The organism is Pseudomonas sp. SL4(2022), from assembly GCF_026625725.1.
In the GTDB taxonomy this organism is placed as follows: domain Bacteria; phylum Pseudomonadota; class Gammaproteobacteria; order Pseudomonadales; family Pseudomonadaceae; genus Aquipseudomonas.
In genome coordinates this window covers 3,605,798-3,622,622 of the sequence record NZ_CP113060.1, presented here as the reverse complement: position 1 = coordinate 3,622,622, position 16,825 = coordinate 3,605,798, and the positions used below count along the sequence as shown (strand labels likewise).

The following is a 16,825-nucleotide window of genomic DNA, read 5'->3' as shown; positions in this document are numbered from 1 at the left end:
CACTATCAAAGTGCTGGTGATAGCCCCATCGAAATAAGTGATTAACACCCCAGCACGGCTATCACTCGAATGGATTTACAAGCATTCGGCCCACGGGCAAACCTTGCCCCACTGGCCAGCACGGGCTATCAACAGTCTTTCCGTTCAGTGAGTACCTGCCATGACCGCCCCACTCAACCGCCAATTCCTGCTTGCCCAACGCCCGGTCGGCCTGCCCAGCCGTGAGACGTTCAGCTATGTCGAAAGCAGCGTCGGTGAACCCGGCCCCGGCCAGATTCTGGTGAAGAACGCCTACCTGTCGCTGGACCCGGCCATGCGCGGCTGGATGAATGATGCCAAGTCGTATATTCCGCCGGTGGGCATTGGCGAAGTGATGCGCGCCCTCGGCGTGGGTGAAGTGCTGGCCTCGCAGCACCCGGACTTTGCCGTGGGCGATTTCGTCAACGGTGCGCTGGGCGTGCAGGACTACTTTCTCGGCGAGCCGCGCGGGTTCTACAAGGTCGACCCCAAGCGCGCGCCGCTGCCGCTGTACCTCTCGGCACTGGGCATGACCGGCATGACCGCCTACTTCGCTTTACTCGATGTCGGCGCGCCGAAAGCCGGTGAAACGGTGGTAATTTCCGGTGCAGCCGGCGCGGTCGGCAGCGTCGCCGGGCAGATCGCCAAGCTCAAGGGCTGCCGTGTGGTCGGCATCGCTGGCGGCGCGGACAAATGCAAGTTCCTCATCGATGAGCTGGGTTTCGATGGCGCCATCGACTACAAAAGCGAAGACCTGATTGCCGGCCTCAAGCGCGAGTGCCCGAAAGGCGTGGATGTCTACTTCGATAACGTCGGCGGCGACATTCTGGATGCCGTGCTCACCCGCTTGGCCTTCAAGGCACGTGTGGTGATCTGTGGCGCGATCAGCCAGTACAACAACAAACAGGCGGTCAAAGGCCCGGCTAACTACCTCAATCTGCTGGTCAACAGCGCACGCATGGAAGGCATGGTGGTGATGACCTACGCCCCGCGTTTTGCCGAAGCAGCAGCGGAGATGGGCGGCTGGCTGGCCAGCGGCAAACTCAAATCCAAGGAAGACATCGTCAGCGGCCTGACCACCTTCCCGGAAACCTTGCTCAGGCTGTTCAGTGGCGAGAACTTCGGCAAGCTGGTGCTTAAGGTCGAGTAACGCCAAGATCTCAAAACTGGTTTCAGAGAGGCTTTAAGCCACGAGAAATTGCCCCAGCTGCCGCTCAATCAGGCACCAACGCATAAAGTTATGCCGGTGCCACTTGAGCCTGCTTACCCAGCTCCGTCAGGCAATAACACTGCAGGCGACTGTTGGGCTTGTCCGGCCGGGTCATGGCAATCAGTCCGGCATCCAGCGCCGGACGCAGATAGCGCTCGCGGAAAGACTTGCGGTCAGCCAGGCCCAGCGCAGCTTGAAGCTTCTCACGGCTGACCTCGCCGACCACATGTTTGAGCAGCTCAGCGACTTGGGGGGGTGACTTGAGGCGTGGCTTGGGGGCTCACGCTAAGAATCGCATCACGCAGCATGCTCAACATAAACACAATAAACGGTGCGCTGTCGGCTTGCTGGATGCTGTCATTGATAGCCGCGTAGTACTCGGCTTGATGCGCGTGCACCAGACTTTCCACCGGCACATGCGCGAACATTGGCTGCCAACGGCTTAGGATCAAGGTTTGCCACAACCTGCCCATACGCCCATTGCCATCGGCAAAGGGGTGGATAAATTCGAACTCGTAGTGAAAGACGCAACTGGCAATCAGAGGGGGCTGATCGGTTGTTTCCAGCCACTGCAGCAGATCACGCATTAGCTTGCTGACGCGATTGGCCGGTGGAGCCATGTGCACCACCTGATCTCCCTTCATCACGCCAACACCGCCCTGGCGATAATGCCCGGCATCATCGATCAGACCTTTTATCAGCAGCGCGTGAGCCTCAAGCAGATGCTGTTCACTCGCGGGCTGCAAAGCCTCCAGTAGCTCGTAAACAGCCAGCGCATTTCGCGCTTCCTGCACATCCTTGGGCGGGGCGATGATGCGCTTACCGTCGAGGATCGCGGTGATCTGCTCCTCGCTCAGCGTATTCCCCTCAATCGCCAGCGAGCCCTGAACAGTGCGGATACGGTTGATCCGCCGCAAGCGCAACGCATTGGCATGCTCCGGTTGCGCGCTCAAGCGGCCGACACTTTGCGCAATCTCCGCCACCAACGACAGAATGCTGCCGTTTAGCGTAAAGGGGGGCTGATAGGCCATTACGCGGCCGCACTCCGCTTGATAGCCGCGATCACCGCCACAATGGCGTTGGCATCGGCATCGCCAAAGGCACCATCCAGGCCCTCATGGTGCAGTGCGGTAAACGGCGGTTCGTAGAGTTGCCCGGCTTCCATCACGCCCTGCCGAGTGAGGCGCTCGATGATCATTTCGACAAAGCGAATCTGCTGGCTGTTGTAGCGGTTCTCGTCGAGGAATTGACCGAAAGCCTCTTTGGCGGCGTTGCGGTCCAAGCCCACCAATGAGCGGATCAGCAGGGTCAGCGGCTGGTCAACGCCATAGCACTGCTCGAATTGCTCGCGGCTCTGCACCGGTTCCGACTCATAGACGAAATGCTCCAGCTCGTTCAGGTCGCTCGGCGTCAGCGGGCGGTTGAACTTGAGCCTGGCGATGGCCACATGGTTCTCGTTGGCGCGAATATAGGCTTCAACCTTTTTCCGGTACTGCTCCAGGTTGATGCCGGTGTTGAAGTCTTTCAGATTGACCACCGTCGCCTCGCCAATCTCATCGCTCAGCACGCTGTACACCGGGTTGCTCGGGCGGCGCTCGATAAACTTGATCAGCTCACGCATCCGGCGGCGCAGTTGCTCAAGCATCGGCAAGCGAATGTCCTGCCAGTATTCCTCGGTTTGCACCTCCTGCAGCAACGCCAGCTCGGCGTGTACCGCCGGAATGCTATCCATCACTTCCAGCTGACTGGCCAGCTCGACCACCTTGTCACGATAGGTGATGAAGTCGCTGGTTGAACGCAGCAACGCCAGTTGCAGGTTCAGGCAGACCAGATCGAACAACTTGGCGGTGATGTGCTCAGCCGCACGCTCACTCGGCAGACCGGCGACGTGGCTGCGCAGCTCACCCAGCGCCGCCTCATCCAGGGCATTCCACACCTCACGCTCGGCAAATCGGGTTACGTGTTCCAGCTCAGTACGGACGATGAAGTTGTCCGGGTTCATCGCCGCGACTTCGTCGTGCAGCTCGTTGGTCAACTCCGTGCGCAGCTCGACAAAGGCATCGTACTGGCCGCTGGACTCCGCCAGGTTCCCAGGCTCGCGCACGTTCTTCGACGCCAACAGCGCCAGCAGATCCAGGCGCCCCTTGAACAAGCGCTTGCCCAAAGGTTCCGCCACGCCACCCAGTGCGCCCTTGGGGTTTTCGTTGAAATATTCGAAATTGCCGCAGAAATCGAAGATGGCGAACTCGCGTTTATGCACACCCGGCGCAAACAGATCCGGGCACAGCCGCGTGCCGCGCCCGATCATCTGCAGGAACTTCACCTTCGAGCGCACCGCCTTGAAGAACACCAGGTTCAGCACCTGCGGCACGTCGATGCCGGTGTCGAGCATGTCCACCGAAATGGCGATCTGCGGCAGCTTGTTAAGCTTGCTGCCGAAGTCATCGATCAGGGTCTGCGCATAACTCACCGCATGAGTGATAACCCGCGCAAACTCGCCATTGAAGTGCGGATAGTGATGGTTGAAGCGCCGGGCGATAAAGTCGGCGTGCTTCTGGTTCACCGCAAAAATGATGGTCTTGCCGAGCTTGTCGCCGCCCTCGACCTTCAGGCCGTTCTGCATCAGGTGCTTGAGCATCAGATCAACAGTTGGCTCGTTGAACAGCTGCTTGTTGACCTCCGAGGCCAACACCTCGGTGGGTGTGTCGCCCTCGGCGCTGTAATCGCCCCAGTCCAGCGACTCCCAGTGTTCTTTCTCCTCATCGCTGAGCTGGTCGTAACGGATACCTTCGCGCACGAACTTGATCGGCACCGAATAGGCAGTGGGCGGCACCAGATAGCCATCCTCCACCGCCTCATTCAGGCCGTAAGCATCGGTCGGTACGCCCGTTTCCAGGCCGAACAGGTGATAGGTATCGCGGTCCACTTCGTCACGCGGGGTGGCGGTCAGGCCCACAAGATAGCTGTCGAAGTAGCGGAAGATCGCACCGTACTTCTGGTACACGCTGCGGTGCGCCTCGTCGATCACGATCAGGTCGAAGTGGCCAACGCCATACTTGCGCCGGTCGCCCTCCATCTGCTCGATCAAGCCCATCATGGTCGGATAGGTACACAGGTACACCCGCCCCTGGCCGTGCTTGTCGGTCACCAGATTGACCGGGCTGGAGTCCGGCAAAAACGCCTTGAAGGCATTCGTAGCCTGATTGACCAGGGACACCCGGTCAGCCAGGAACAGCACGCGCTTGACCCAGTTGCCGCGCATCAACAGCTCGACCAGAGCAATTGACATGCGCGTCTTGCCGGTGCCGGTGGCCATGGTCAGCAAACCGGCGCGGCGGCCCTGACTGAGGGACTCGGTCATCGCCCGAATCGCCCGGTGCTGATAGGTACGCTCGACAATCTCACTATTGATCGGCAGCTCGCGCAGGTCGGTTTGCAGGCTGCGCCGCTGGATCGCCAGCTCCAGCTCATCGCGGGTATAAAACCCCTGCACCTCGCGGGGCGGAGCACGGCGGTCGTCCCACAGCCAGGTGTGGTTGCCGTTACTGTAGAAAATCAGCGGTCGCTGGCCTTTCTCGGCTTCCAGGCAATCGGCATACAGCTTGGCTTGCTGCTGGCCCACGTCCGGGTCTTTGAGGCTGCGCTTGGCCTCCACCACCGCCAGCGGTTTGCCGTTGGCACCCCACAGCACGTAATCGACAGAGCCCTCGCCCTGCGCGTTGGGCATGCCACTGACCGGCACTTCGGCGTCGGCGTTCTTGCCCAACTCCCAGCCGGCCTCGCGCAGCAGCACGTCGATAAACAGACGGCGGGTGTCGGCCTCGTCGTAGTCGTGGCTGTCCGGCACGGCGATATTCGCCGCCTTGGCCTGGGCCAGTGCCGCACGGGTGGCCACCAGCTCGGCATCCAGCTTGGCCAGCAGCGCCTCACGCTCGCTCAGGCTGGCAGCCTGCTCGGCAATCGCCGCCTCGCGGGCCTCCAGAGTGCCGTGCTGGGCGGCAATCTGTTGCTGGAACTTGGCTTCCTGTTTTTTCAGCTCTTCACGGGTAAAGGCCGCCGCATCGCTGACGCTGACCAGTTTCGGCACGTTCTGTTCGTCGAACGCCGCGTCGATGCTTTTAGGGTCGCTGGCGCGGGTATAGGTGCGCGCCAGCCAGAACAGCAGATGAAACAGCTCGCGCACCAGCTTCATCGCATCGCTGGAGCTGATCGGCTGATTGCCATGCACGGCCTGGTTGCCCAGCTTCTGAATCAGCCGCGCCTTCTGATGAATCTGCGGCGGCAGCAGGTGCACGAACTCCACCTGCGTTAGCAGCAGATTAAGGCCATTGTCGTAAGGCATGCGCAGGTCACGGTCATGCTCATAGAGCCAATGCACCGCTTGCTCCAGGGCATGGCGGGTGCGCATACAACAGGCGCGCGGATCGGAGTACACCAGCTGTTCTGCGCCCTTGGCCGGCTCGAACAGGGTTTTGAACTCGGAGGCAAGGAACTGGAAATTGCTCACAATTGACTACTCACTTTCCGTTGTGCGGTAGGCCTGCATTTCATGGGTTGGCGCAGTTGGGAAGGCGAACTGCAATTTGCCCTGCTGCACCAGAGGCCTCAAATGCTGTTTGCGAAAAGCGTCTGCGCTGCGCCCAACCAACTCAGCCAGACTGCTACCGGTCACATAGTGGCCTCGACAAAGGGCAAGGATCACTTCGTGCATCTCTTCGGGCTCCAACTTACCTCTGGTTCGTGGTGCTTGAGCTATAGCTTCCAGTTGGCCGCGATAAGTTCCATCCAGATATTTAAGCGAGTCAATAACCGGAGCGTCGAGGATCGCAGTCAGCAAACGTCCGTGATTGTCACGCTGCTCAACACGATCAATAGATGCACCAGCAAGGGGTAATGCCGTGAAATGTCCGGAGCTGACCGGCAAATGTCCGGAGCTGTCCGGCAAATGTCCGGAGCTTTCCGGTAAATATCCGAAGCCATCGCCAAATACTTCTTCAGGCCTGGGCAATGCGGAACCCGGCAAGCAATAAACCGCACCACGGCCGGGATTGTGGCTTTCCAGAAAGCCATTGCGGATAAGGCCCTGAAGCAGACGCGTAGACTCAACTGGATGGAGACCCGTCAATTCCATGACACGGGCATGGCTGAGGGTGCGCTCGGAGACGACAGCGGCCAAGGTCAAGCGCTCGTTGCGTTGCAGCGCATCAAAGCCCGAACCGAACTGCAGACGCAGAGCTACCACTACATCCTCAGGCAACAAATCGACCATACGCAGTTCTAGCAGTGTCTGGTTGTAAGGCTCGCTACGCTCGTACAACGCCGGCGTACGCCAATGCTGGCCACCCCAACCATCGTAGATCTTGGGGATGCCCGAGCCGGCTTGCTCGCCCACGCCAACCAGGCGGAACATCTTGTGCAAGGTGCGATTGCGGCAGTCATGCTCACCGCCGCGAATGGCAATTTCTGGCGGCACGCGCATTAGTCCTGGGTTGCGAAAGCCAAACATGTCAGGGCGCTTGACCACCAAAACCGAAGCCCGATCAGAGTAATCGGCATGCACCAACACATTGGCCAAGGCCTCGCGTAGGGCGACGTGGATCGGTGTTTCATCCTTGCGCTCACCCTTCTCCAGAGCAAAAGGCACTTTCAACTCACCGGTGAGTTTGAGGTAGACCTTGCGATAGAAGTCATAGAGATTGCCCGACCATTTACCGTCTAGAGTGATGCGGTCCAGCCAGCGCAACTCGGTTTTAGCCTCTGGGCGCTCCTGGTAGTCGAGCATGTAGTTGGGCAGCTCTTCCTGTATCGAGGTCATCCAGCCAAACATCAACAGGCCGGCCAGGGTCAGGCCACCAACCCCCGTTTCTCGGTCGCGCCGCCAGCCGCCGATTTGACGCAGAAACTCCTGATCGTCCAGGGTATTCCAAGGATGAGCTGGCTCGCGGTTGCCTAACACTTGACGATAAGCGCGCAGAGTCTCAGGACACAGATCTTCCAGGTGGTAGCCCTTGAGAATGCGATCATCACGACTGTCCTCCACCTGTTCAGCGATCATCCGCCGTACATCTTCATCGGCAATATGCCGATCACCCTCGTTGAGGCGACGATAGGTATGACCGAAGGGGTTGGTAGTGAGGTGAACCGGACGTTGCTTGCGGTTGGCGCGCGGAATATCAACCACCAGCAACGTTCGCTCTTCAATCATCACTTCACGAACGTGGTCATCACTCAACAGGTTAGCGCTGACCTTTTGCCGGTTATTCAGATTATCAAATAGCTCTTTGCGTACCTTTGTTGGGTTGGTAATACCTTCCAGCAGGAACTGGCCTTTTTTCTCGCGCACACCCAGCACTACCACACCACCATTTGTATTGGCGAAGGCGCTATAAGTCGGCCAAAAATCCTCTGGCAAAGCACCTTGCCCGTCCCGACCTCCAGCCAGTTTGCATTCCAGGTCAATAGACTCGCGCAACAGCTCAAGATCGGCACGTGAGTGAAGATCGATCATGCTCGCGACCTGACGGCAACAAGACGCGCCATCTGACTAGTGAACTCACTCGATACGATATTTTTTGCGTAATTCATCATAGAGCTACTCATTATCCGACTGCCTTCTGTGCGTCCATCTCGTCCAGGTGCTGACGCACGCTGCCGATTGAGTCCTGAATCCTGCGGGTAAAGCTGGAAGGTTCGCGGTAGGTCATCACCAGCCGATCAATCGCGCGGGTCATGGCCACATACAGCAGGCGCGCCTCGTCGACTTCGTCTTCACCCTTCTTCGGCATTTCACCCAGATGGGGGATCAGCACCAGGCCGAACTCCAGGCCCTTGCTCGAATGCATGCTGACGATCTTGACTGCATCCTCGCGGCCATACAACGTGCCACGGCCCTTGGCCGACTGGCCCGAGGCGAAGGCGATGCCGGCCTCGCTCAAGGCCCGTTCGATGCGTTGCGCCTGGGCGGTGCTGCGATAGATCACTGCCATGTCATCCAGCGCGCGGCCCTGGCCTTGTTCGTCGCGGATGCGCTCAACGATGCAGTTATGCTCCTGCCAATCCGACTCACAGCGCAGCAGCTCGGGGAATGCGCCCCGCCGCCCGGCGCTTTGTGGCGCGACGATGGGCACGCCGTCTTCAGCGGCATCGCGGGCGGTCAGCAGTTCCATGGCAAAGGCCCGCGCCACCGACAGCACCTCCACGGTATTGCGGTAGTTCAGCCGCAGGATGGTGGTGCGGCCCTGGGCCTGAATGCCGACGCTGGCGAAGCTGAAATCCATGCCGCTTTTACCGCCCTTGCCGCGGTAGATCGACTGCGCATCGTCGTACAGCACCAGCAGCGAATTGCTCTCCGGATCGATCATTTGCACCACCAGCTTGAACCACTCGGGCTGGAAGTCATGGCCCTCGTCGATCAGCACCGCTGCGTACTGGGCGCGGGGGATTTGCCCACGGTCGACGCCGTCGATGGTGTTCTCGACCATCTGCGCCATCTTGGCGTTGACCGACAACTTGGGGTCCGGGCGGTCGACGTTAAAGGCGGTGAGCATGTCCGAGCACCAGGCGTGGAAGTTACGCACCACCACCTTGTCACTCAGGTCGCGCTCTGCCAGCACCTGCTGCAAGCGCCCGGCCAGGGATTTGTTGTAGCACAGCACCAGCACCGGCTTACTCGACACCTGCGCCAGGTGCGCACAGCGATAACCGAGGATCATGGTCTTGCCGCTGCCGGCCGCGCCGTGGATGACCCGATGCCCCTCGCCCAGCGAGCGCGCCAGTTGCTCCTGCTGCAAGTCCATGACCTTGATCAGGCTGGGCAGGGGCGCGTCCTGTTCAGCAAACAAACCGAACTGCCCTGGCAGCACATTGACCCGCACCTCGGGGTACAGGTGATAGCGCACCCTGTCGATCTGCGGCAGGCTCAACTGGCACGGGAATACATGGTGGAACATATCCCACAGGCGTTGCTGGAAGGCTTCGGCGTCCACCGTTTCGGTCATTTCATCCTGAAACAGCACCTGTTGCGGGTTGAGCACCTCGGCCAGGTCCGTGCCCTCGAACTGCTTGCGGGTGATCGCGGTCAGCACCACGCCCCAGCCGAACGGCATAATCAAGTTGCCGGCCCGTGGCGAGCCGGCGGGTTGTTTTAGCGCCGGGTCGCGCTGCAGCATCATCACCACTTCCATGGCGTAGGCGCGCGCCTGCATCATCGGGTTTTTCTGGGTTTTCAGCAGGCCATCGGCAAAGATCTTCGCCTGGCCGCGATCCATGCTCTGGATGGTGTCCAGCTTCCAGTCCTTGACCTCCAGCACCAGCACCCCGCGCAGCGGATGCATCAGCACAAAATCCGGCTGCAAGGCCTTTGGCCCCACCGGGATATTGAACCAGCACAGGTAATCGTCTTCGAGCTTCTTCTCCAGGCGCTCGGCCAGCCGGCGTTCGCCAGGGGTGTCGAAGCGGCAGGTGGTGCGGGTAGGGAAGAATTGAGCCATATGGGTTGCCTGTTCCTTGGCGTGCTGGGAGCACAGGTTGTTCGTAGGGTGGATGACGCTTTTATCATCCATCGTGACGCCGCTTTGTGGATCGGTGAAGCGTGATCCACCCTACGGTTTAGAGCTGTCCTGCGAACGCTTGCTGCTGTAAAGACTGAAACAGTTGGTGAGCAGTAACTTCTGCCTTTTCTAACTCTCGTTGGTGTACCTCGATTTTCGACACCGCTTGAGCAAATTGCATTTGCAGTTCGATGGGTGGAGTCAGCAACGGAAACTTCTTTAGCTGCGTCATATTTATCGATGCGATCCCCGTAGTCTGCTTCGACACACTGAGAAAATACCGCTTGCCGCGCGCACTACCAACTAGCCAGTTCAGAAAAACTGGATCAATTGCAGGCGAGGTTACTCGAACCCTAAAGACGTGGTTTTGATGAATGCACTCTGCAATCGAACCGTCCCATAGCGCTCCCCTTCCAAGCTTGTCAGGATCGCCGCCCTCAGTTAACAACAGATCGTTCACAGCCAACCGATATCTGCCTATCTCCGCGTCTGTTGCACAGATCGTTTTAACTGAGCCCAGCTTTAGGTGACGGTCTTGAACATTGGCCACTGCAAGATATGGAATCTCTCGGGTCTCTTCCGTTGTTCGCCGACCTTTGGTAATTCCAGAGCAAATATCAGCGACATCGCCAAGAAAATCAGTTTCGGGCCATCCCTTCGGATTCGTCACCGGGTCGCCGAACATCTCGAGAAATACGGATTGCAGCAGTTGATCGAGCTTGACGATAGCTTCGCGGCGCTTGGCGCGCAGCGCGTCGGCCTTGTCCAGAATCGCTGCGATACGACGCTGCTCGGGGAGTGGCGGGAGCGGGACACTTAAAGATTTAATGATTGCTTGTGAAATATTGGGCTGACCGCCACCAACCCGGCGATCAAGCAGCTCCGGCTTAATGGCTGAGAGATATTGATATAGGTATCCACGGTCGCAAAGGTTTGGATCAGGAACGATATGGCATATCGCTTGATTCGTAGTGGCGTCCATTGCGAGTTCGGAAACCTCGCCTACGGTTGCACCATACATTGCAATTAACAGCGCGCCTTTGGGTACAAGCTTGACTGCCGACTGCTCCACTGCGGCATCTGTAATCGACTCCTCAGTACTGCTTACAAAGCGAGTCTTCAGCTCGCCGGACTTGACCCAGGGAATAGCACCGCCATCGAAATATTCGGGCTTAGAACGCGAGGGAGTACCGCCGCTACCAGTACGGCAAAAGTCTTCAATTTTCTTTGCGGGAAAGGCCACCGAGGTCACTTCAACATCCCCTCCAACTCATCCATCCCTCGCATTATCTCCGCCTCCAACACCTTTAACTCGGCCAGGATTTTCTGCGGCGACTCGTGGTGCACTTGCTCGTACACCACTTGCTTATAACGGTTGATCGACAGGTCGTAGTCATTGCCGACGATCTCGGCCTTGGGCACCAGAAAGCTCTGGGCGGTGCGGTCCAGGCCGACGCTGGTGGTGCGGTTGTGCCAGCGTTTGATGATATCCGGCAGGTTGTTGGTTTCGTGTTGGCTGGCGTCCAGCTCGTTGCGCTTGTCGTCCAGGGAGAAGCCGTCGGCCTGCATGTTGTAGAACCAGACGTGATCGGTGCCGCCGGAGTTGGTTTTGGTAAACAGCAAAATCGCGGTGGACACCCCGGCATAGGGGCGGAATACGCCCGAGGGCATGGAGACGATGCCGTCCAGCTTGTGTTCTTCCACCAGCATCTGCCGCAGCGCTTTGTGCGCTTTGCTGGAGCCGAACAGTACGCCGTCGGGCACCACCACGGCGGCGCGGCCACCAGCCTTGAGCAGGCGCAGGAACAGGGCGAGGAATAGCAGCTCGGTCTTTTTGGTTTTGACGATTTGCTGCAGATCCTTGGCGCAGCTCTCGTAGTCCAGGCTGCCGGCAAACGGTGGGTTGGCCAGGATCAAGCTGAACTGCCCTTCCACCCCGGCATGGCCTTCGCTGAGGGAATCGCGGTTTTCAATCGCCGGGTTTTCCACGCCGTGCAGCAGCATGTTCATCGAGCCGACACGCAGCATGGTGCTGTCGAAGTCGAAGCCGTGGAAGGTGTCGTGGTTAAAGCGCTTGGCGCTGGCGGCGTCTTGGTACAGCTCGTGGCTGTGGTGGGTATTCAGATACTCGGCAGCTGCCACCAGAAAGCCGGCAGTGCCGCAGGCCGGGTCGCAAATGGTATCCGACGGCTTGGGGGCCATCATCTCGACCATCAGTTTGATGATGTGCCGCGGCGTGCGAAACTGGCCGTTCTGCCCGGCACTGGCGATTTTGCCGAGCATGTACTCGTAGAGGTCGCCCTTGGTGTCGCGGTCTTCCATGGGGATGGCGTCGAGCATGTCCACCACCTTGGCCAGCAGCGCCGGGTTGGGAATGGTGAAGCGCGCATCCTTCATGTGTGCGGCGTAGGTGGACTGGCCATCCTCGCCGCCGAGGGTTTTGATAAAGGGGAATACCTTGTCGGCCACCAGGGTGTAGAGGCTGGCCGGATCCCCCAGGGCCTTGAACGCCGCCCAACGCAAATGCGCCTGGTAGGGGCTGAAAATCGGCTTATCAATCGGCTGCCCGGTGCGCGCCGCTTTACGTTCTTTGACCGTCTGTAACTCGTCGAGGCGCTTGATAAACAGCAGGTAGGTCATCTGCTCGATGACCTCCATGGGGTTGGAAATACCGCCGCTCCAGAACGCATTCCAGATCTGGTCAACTTGGGATTTGATAGCGCCTGTGATCACTGTGTCTGACTGCCTGAATTAAATAGTGAATATATTGCCCGGCGTATGGACGCTGCGGGCAATAAGAGCAAACCGGCAAAACGCCGGTCTGGAAAAGGGGGTGCAGTGTAACGGCTGGCGGGCTACACCGCTAAGATGCCCGTACCCCATCAGAACGGCATGGGTATCGCTTCGCTCAACCCATCCTACGCAACCGCCAGCGCCTCATCCTGCGCGTGGATCGGCTGCCAACGGCGCAGCAGCATGTACAGCGTGGGGATGACAAACAGGGTAAAGAAGGTGCCGACCAACAAGCCGCCCACAATCACCCAGCCAATCTGCTGACGGCTCTCAGCCCCGGCCCCGGTGGCCATGGCCAACGGCACCGAGCCCAGCACCATCGCCCCGGTGGTCATCAGAATCGGCCGTAGACGCTGCACGGAGGCCTCAATCACCGCCGTACGCAGTTCAATGCCCTGACGCAGCAGGACGTTGGCGAATTCGACAATGAGAATGCCGTGCTTGGTGATCAGACCAATCAGCGTGACCAACCCAATCTGCGAATAGATGTTCAAGGTGCCGCCAAACAGCGTCAGCGCCAGTAAGGCACCAGCCATCGACAGCGGTACGCTGAACAGGATGATCAGCGGGTCAGTAAAGCTCTCAAACTGCGCCGCCAGTACCAGGAAGATAAACGCCAGGGCCAGGGCAAAGATCAGCGCAATGCCGGCGCTGGACTCCTTGAAATCCCGCGAGGTGCCGGTGTAATCGTACTGCGTCTCCGGCGGGAACACCGCGCGCGCCTTAGTCTCCAGATGCGCCAGGGCTTCACCCAGGGTGTAGCCGGCGCCGACGTTGGCGCTCACCGTTACCGCGCGCAGCTGGTTGAAGTGGTTAAGCTCGCGCGGCGCCACGGTCTCGCGCACCTCGATCAGATTGGACAGTTGCACCATGCTCTCATCGCGGCCACGCACATAAACCCGGTCGAGATCTTGCGGGTTGCTGCGGTCCACGCCCTGCAACTGCACCAGCACGTCGTACTGCTCACCGTTCTGCTTGAAGCGCGTCACCTGACGGCTGCCAAACAGGCTTTCCAGGCTACGGCCAATGGTCGCCACATCAGTACCCACGGCCACGGCCTGCTCGCGGTTGACCGCGACTTTCAGCTGCGGCGCATTGAGCTTGAGGTCGCTGTCCAGGCTTTCCAGCCCCGGATAATCGCGCAGCGAGTTGAGCAATTCATCGACATAGCCCTGCAGCTCGCTGTACTCCATCGACGAGCGAATCACGAAGTTCACCGGCTGGTTACGCGCGCTCTGCCCCAGCGGCGGGCGATTGACCGGGAAGGCGCGCACCCCGGCGATGTCCTGCAGTTTGGGCAGCAACTCGTTACGAATCTCGAACTGGCTGCGCGAACGGTCGGCCCAGTCCTCCAGCTTCATAAAGGAGATGCCTTGGGCCACCGTCGGGAAGCCGGCAATCACCATATAACGGTTGGTCTCGGCGATACTGGCGTAGGCGGCCTCTACCTCGCGGGCATAGCGTCCGGTGTAGTTGATGGTGGCACCATCCGGGCCATTGAACACGCCGATGATGGTGCCGGTGTCTTCGGTGGGCGCCAGCTCGGATTTAAGCCCTGAGAACAGCAGCACGCAGGCCAGCATAGCCAGCAACAACACGCCCACGACCCACACCCAGGCACTCAGTGCTTTGGCCAATAGATGCTTGTAGCTGTACGTCAGGCCATTGAGGAAATTCTCGATCAGGTTGTACACCCGGTTACGCCGCTCGCCGACCTGATGCGGCTTGAGCAGCAGCGCACACATCATCGGGGTCAGGGTCAGGGCAACAAAACCGGATACCAGCACCGCGCCGGCCAGGGTCCAGGCGAACTCGGTAAACAGCTTGCCGGTGGTGCCCTGCATAAAGCCGATGGGGGCAAATACCGCGGCCAGGGTCAGGGTCATGGCGATGACCGCAAAGGCAATCTCACGGCTGCCCTTGAGCGCTGCCTGCATGGGCGACATGCCGTCTTCGATATGCCGGTGGATGTTCTCCAGCATCACGATGGCATCGTCCACCACCAAGCCGATAGCCAGCACCATGGCCAACAGGGTCAGGGTGTTGATGGTAAAGCCCATCAACGACATCAGGGCAAATGCGCCGATCAGTGATACCGGAATGGTCACCAGCGGAATGATGGTGGCGCGCAGCGAACGCAGGAAGATAAAGATGATCAGGATGACCAGCCCTACCGCTTCCCAGATAGTGACGAAGACGTTGTTGATCGACTCACGGATAAACTGCGAGTTGTCGTTGGCCACCGCCATTTCCATGCCTTCCGGCAACAGCGAGCGGATATCCGGCATCGCCTCAGCCAGGCCGTCGGAGATGTCCAGCGGGTTGGCCGTGGCCTGCTTGATCATGCCCATCGACACCGCAGGTTTACCCTTATAACGGACGATGCTGCGTTCATCCTTGGCGCCGATTTCGGCATAGCCCACATCGGCCAGGCGCAGCAGATAACCACGCGAATCATCGAGAATCAGTTGGTTGAACTGCTCCGGGGTGTTCATGTCGGTTTCCGAGAGCACGGTAAATTCGCGTTGCTGCGATTCGATACGCCCGGCAGGAATCTCGACGTTCTGCCGGCGCAGGGCGTCTTCCACGCCCTGTACGGTGAGGTTATGCGCGGCAAGCTTTCCCGGGTCCAGCCAGATGCGCATGGCAAAGGTGCGCGCGCCGCGAATCTGCACTTCGGAAACGCCAGGGATGGTCTGCAGGCGATCCTTGATCACCCGCTCCAGCACATCGGTGATTTCCATGGCGCTGTAACGTTCACTGTAGAAGGCAATCCAGATCACCGGCTGGGCGTCGGCCTCAACCTTCTGCACGATGGGCTCGGCGATTTCATCCGGCAGCAGGCCGCGCACCCGGCCCAGTCGATCGCGCACATCGTTGGCAGCCTCATCGGAGTTGCTGCCCAAGCGAAATTGCGCAGTGATCTGGGTATTTTCCGAACGGCTGATCGAGCTGACGAAATCCAGCCCATCGATGCCCGACAGCACATCCTCGATCGGCTGCGCGACCTGGGACTCCATGATCTCGGGGCTGGCCCCCGGGTAAGTGACGTTGACCGTGACAATCGGTACGTCGATATTCGGGTACTCGCGCACGGCCAGACGGTCATAGGCCATCAGCCCGAGCAGCACCACAATCAGCGAGAGTACGGTGGCAAATACCGGCCGACGGATGCAGATGTCCGACAGGGTCATGGCGCTTGCTCCACCACCTTGGTGCGTACCGGCGCACCGGCTCGAACCTTCTGCCAGCCAGCGCTGATCAGGGTTTCATCACCCTGCAGGCCTTCCAGCACCTCAACCATGCCAGCCAGGCGCTTGCCCAGTTTGACCTCGCGCACCTCGACCTTACCCTCGACCACCAGGTTGACCAGCAGCTTGTCGCCCACCGGCATGATGGCCTCTTCTGGAATCACCAGGGCATTCGGCCGTTCGGCGAGGATTACCGAGACCCGCACGAACTGCCCTGGGCTCAGGCGGCCATCGCTGTTGCTGATATGCGCGCGAATCGCCTGACTGCGTCCGACTTCGTCCAGGCGTGGGTTGATGGCGAAAATCTCACCGGTGAAGTGCTCGCCCGGATAGGCATCCAGACTTATTTCAATGAGCTGCTTAAGGCGGATCTGGCTGACGGCTTTTTGCGGAATGCGGAAATCCACCTTGAGTGGATCGAGTACTTCCAAATTGACGATGTCCTGGCCTTCGCTGAGGTAATCACCGGGGCTGACGGCGCGCAAACCCAGCACGCCATCGTAGGGAGCGACAATGCGCGTCTTGTCCAGGCGTGCCTGGGACAGCGCCAGGCTGGCACGTGAGGCCTGCTGCTGGGCGCTGGCTTCATCCAGCGCTTGGGCGTTACTGGCACCGCGCTTGAACAGCATCTGCGCGCGCTGAAAGTTCTTTTCCGCAAGGTTCAGATTGGCCTGAGCCTGCGCCAGTTCGGCACGGGTGATCGCATCATCCAGGCTGACCAGCAGCACCCCCGCGTCGACACGCTGGCCTTCGCGAAAATGCAGTTGCGCCACGCGCCCGGCGATTTCCGGACGAATCATCACCGACTCGTCAGGCCGCAGCGAACCGAAAGTCACCAGCTCATCACGCACCAGGCGTCGCTCAACGTTGACCGCCTCGACCAGCGGCCCTTCATTGGCGTGCGCTTGCACACTGACAAGCGAACACACGAGAAAGACGGTACCGAGCAAAGCAGGTGCGCGGGCAAACATATACAACCCCTAATTCGTTTTAGAGGCCGAGCC

Annotated in this window: 10 protein-coding genes; 1 reads left to right on the top strand and 9 read right to left on the bottom strand. The window is 59.5% G+C overall.

The window, feature by feature from the left end; genetic code table 11:
- The first annotated feature begins 160 nt into the window (after window positions 1-160).
- Complete coding sequence (locus OU997_RS17200; RefSeq protein WP_267807733.1) at window positions 161-1,168, top strand: NADP-dependent oxidoreductase; 1,008 nt, start codon at window positions 161-163, stop codon at window positions 1,166-1,168.
- An 88-nt stretch (window positions 1,169-1,256) separates the two neighbouring features.
- Here OU997_RS17200 and OU997_RS17195 read toward each other — a convergent pair whose 3' ends face one another.
- From OU997_RS17195 to OU997_RS17155, 9 genes are all read right to left on the bottom strand, one after another.
- Entirely contained in the window at window positions 1,257-1,454 is a 198-nt protein-coding gene (locus OU997_RS17195; protein ID WP_267807732.1) for a Fic family protein, read from the bottom strand.
- Between the two features lie 13 nt (window positions 1,455-1,467).
- Complete coding sequence (locus OU997_RS17190; protein ID WP_267807730.1) at window positions 1,468-2,259, bottom strand: Fic family protein; 792 nt, start codon at window positions 2,257-2,259, stop codon at window positions 1,468-1,470.
- Window positions 2,259-5,735, bottom strand: a complete 3,477-nt coding sequence (locus tag OU997_RS17185) for a DEAD/DEAH box helicase family protein (RefSeq protein WP_267807729.1) — start codon at window positions 5,733-5,735, stop codon at window positions 2,259-2,261. Before OU997_RS17185 ends, OU997_RS17190 begins: the two co-directional genes overlap by 1 nt.
- Window positions 5,736-5,741: 6 nt before the next feature.
- Window positions 5,742-7,736, bottom strand: coding sequence for an RNA-binding domain-containing protein (locus tag OU997_RS17180; protein ID WP_267807728.1), 1,995 nt, complete (start codon window positions 7,734-7,736; stop codon window positions 5,742-5,744).
- Window positions 7,737-7,827: 91 nt separating this feature from the next.
- Window positions 7,828-9,789 carry a DEAD/DEAH box helicase gene (locus OU997_RS17175; RefSeq protein ID WP_267807727.1) on the bottom strand — a complete coding sequence of 654 codons (1,962 nt, stop codon included), beginning with the start codon at window positions 9,787-9,789 and terminating at the stop codon, window positions 7,828-7,830.
- A 46-nt stretch (window positions 9,790-9,835) separates the two neighbouring features.
- The gene (locus tag OU997_RS17170) at window positions 9,836-11,029 is read right to left on the bottom strand and encodes a restriction endonuclease subunit S (RefSeq protein WP_267807726.1); all 1,194 of its coding nucleotides are present in this window, start codon (window positions 11,027-11,029) and stop codon (window positions 9,836-9,838) included.
- On the bottom strand, window positions 11,026-12,510 hold the full coding sequence (locus OU997_RS17165) for a type I restriction-modification system subunit M (RefSeq protein WP_267807724.1): 1,485 nt from the start codon (window positions 12,508-12,510) through the stop codon (window positions 11,026-11,028). The genes OU997_RS17170 and OU997_RS17165 overlap by 4 nt, the downstream gene beginning before the upstream one ends.
- 185 nt (window positions 12,511-12,695) lie before the next feature.
- Entirely contained in the window at window positions 12,696-15,764 is a 3,069-nt protein-coding gene (locus OU997_RS17160) for an efflux RND transporter permease subunit (protein ID WP_267807722.1), read from the bottom strand.
- On the bottom strand, window positions 15,761-16,792 hold the full coding sequence (locus tag OU997_RS17155; protein WP_267807720.1) for an efflux RND transporter periplasmic adaptor subunit: 1,032 nt from the start codon (window positions 16,790-16,792) through the stop codon (window positions 15,761-15,763). Before OU997_RS17155 ends, OU997_RS17160 begins: the two co-directional genes overlap by 4 nt.
- Window positions 16,793-16,825 lie beyond the last annotated feature (33 nt).

Excerpts from the sequence above, each read along its gene's own strand:
- OU997_RS17180 (WP_267807728.1), bottom strand. The coding sequence starts at position 7,736 with ATGATCGATCTTCACTCACGTGCCGATCTTGAGCTGTTGCGCGAGTCT.
- OU997_RS17175 (WP_267807727.1), bottom strand. The coding sequence starts at position 9,789 with ATGGATGATAAAAGCGTCATCCACCCTACGAACAACCTGTGCTCCCAG.
- OU997_RS17200 (WP_267807733.1), top strand. The coding sequence starts at position 161 with ATGACCGCCCCACTCAACCGCCAATTCCTGCTTGCCCAACGCCCGGTC.
- OU997_RS17190 (WP_267807730.1), bottom strand. The coding sequence starts at position 2,259 with ATGGCCTATCAGCCCCCCTTTACGCTAAACGGCAGCATTCTGTCGTTG.
- OU997_RS17160 (WP_267807722.1), bottom strand. The coding sequence starts at position 15,764 with ATGACCCTGTCGGACATCTGCATCCGTCGGCCGGTATTTGCCACCGTA.
- OU997_RS17155 (WP_267807720.1), bottom strand. The coding sequence starts at position 16,792 with ATGTTTGCCCGCGCACCTGCTTTGCTCGGTACCGTCTTTCTCGTGTGT.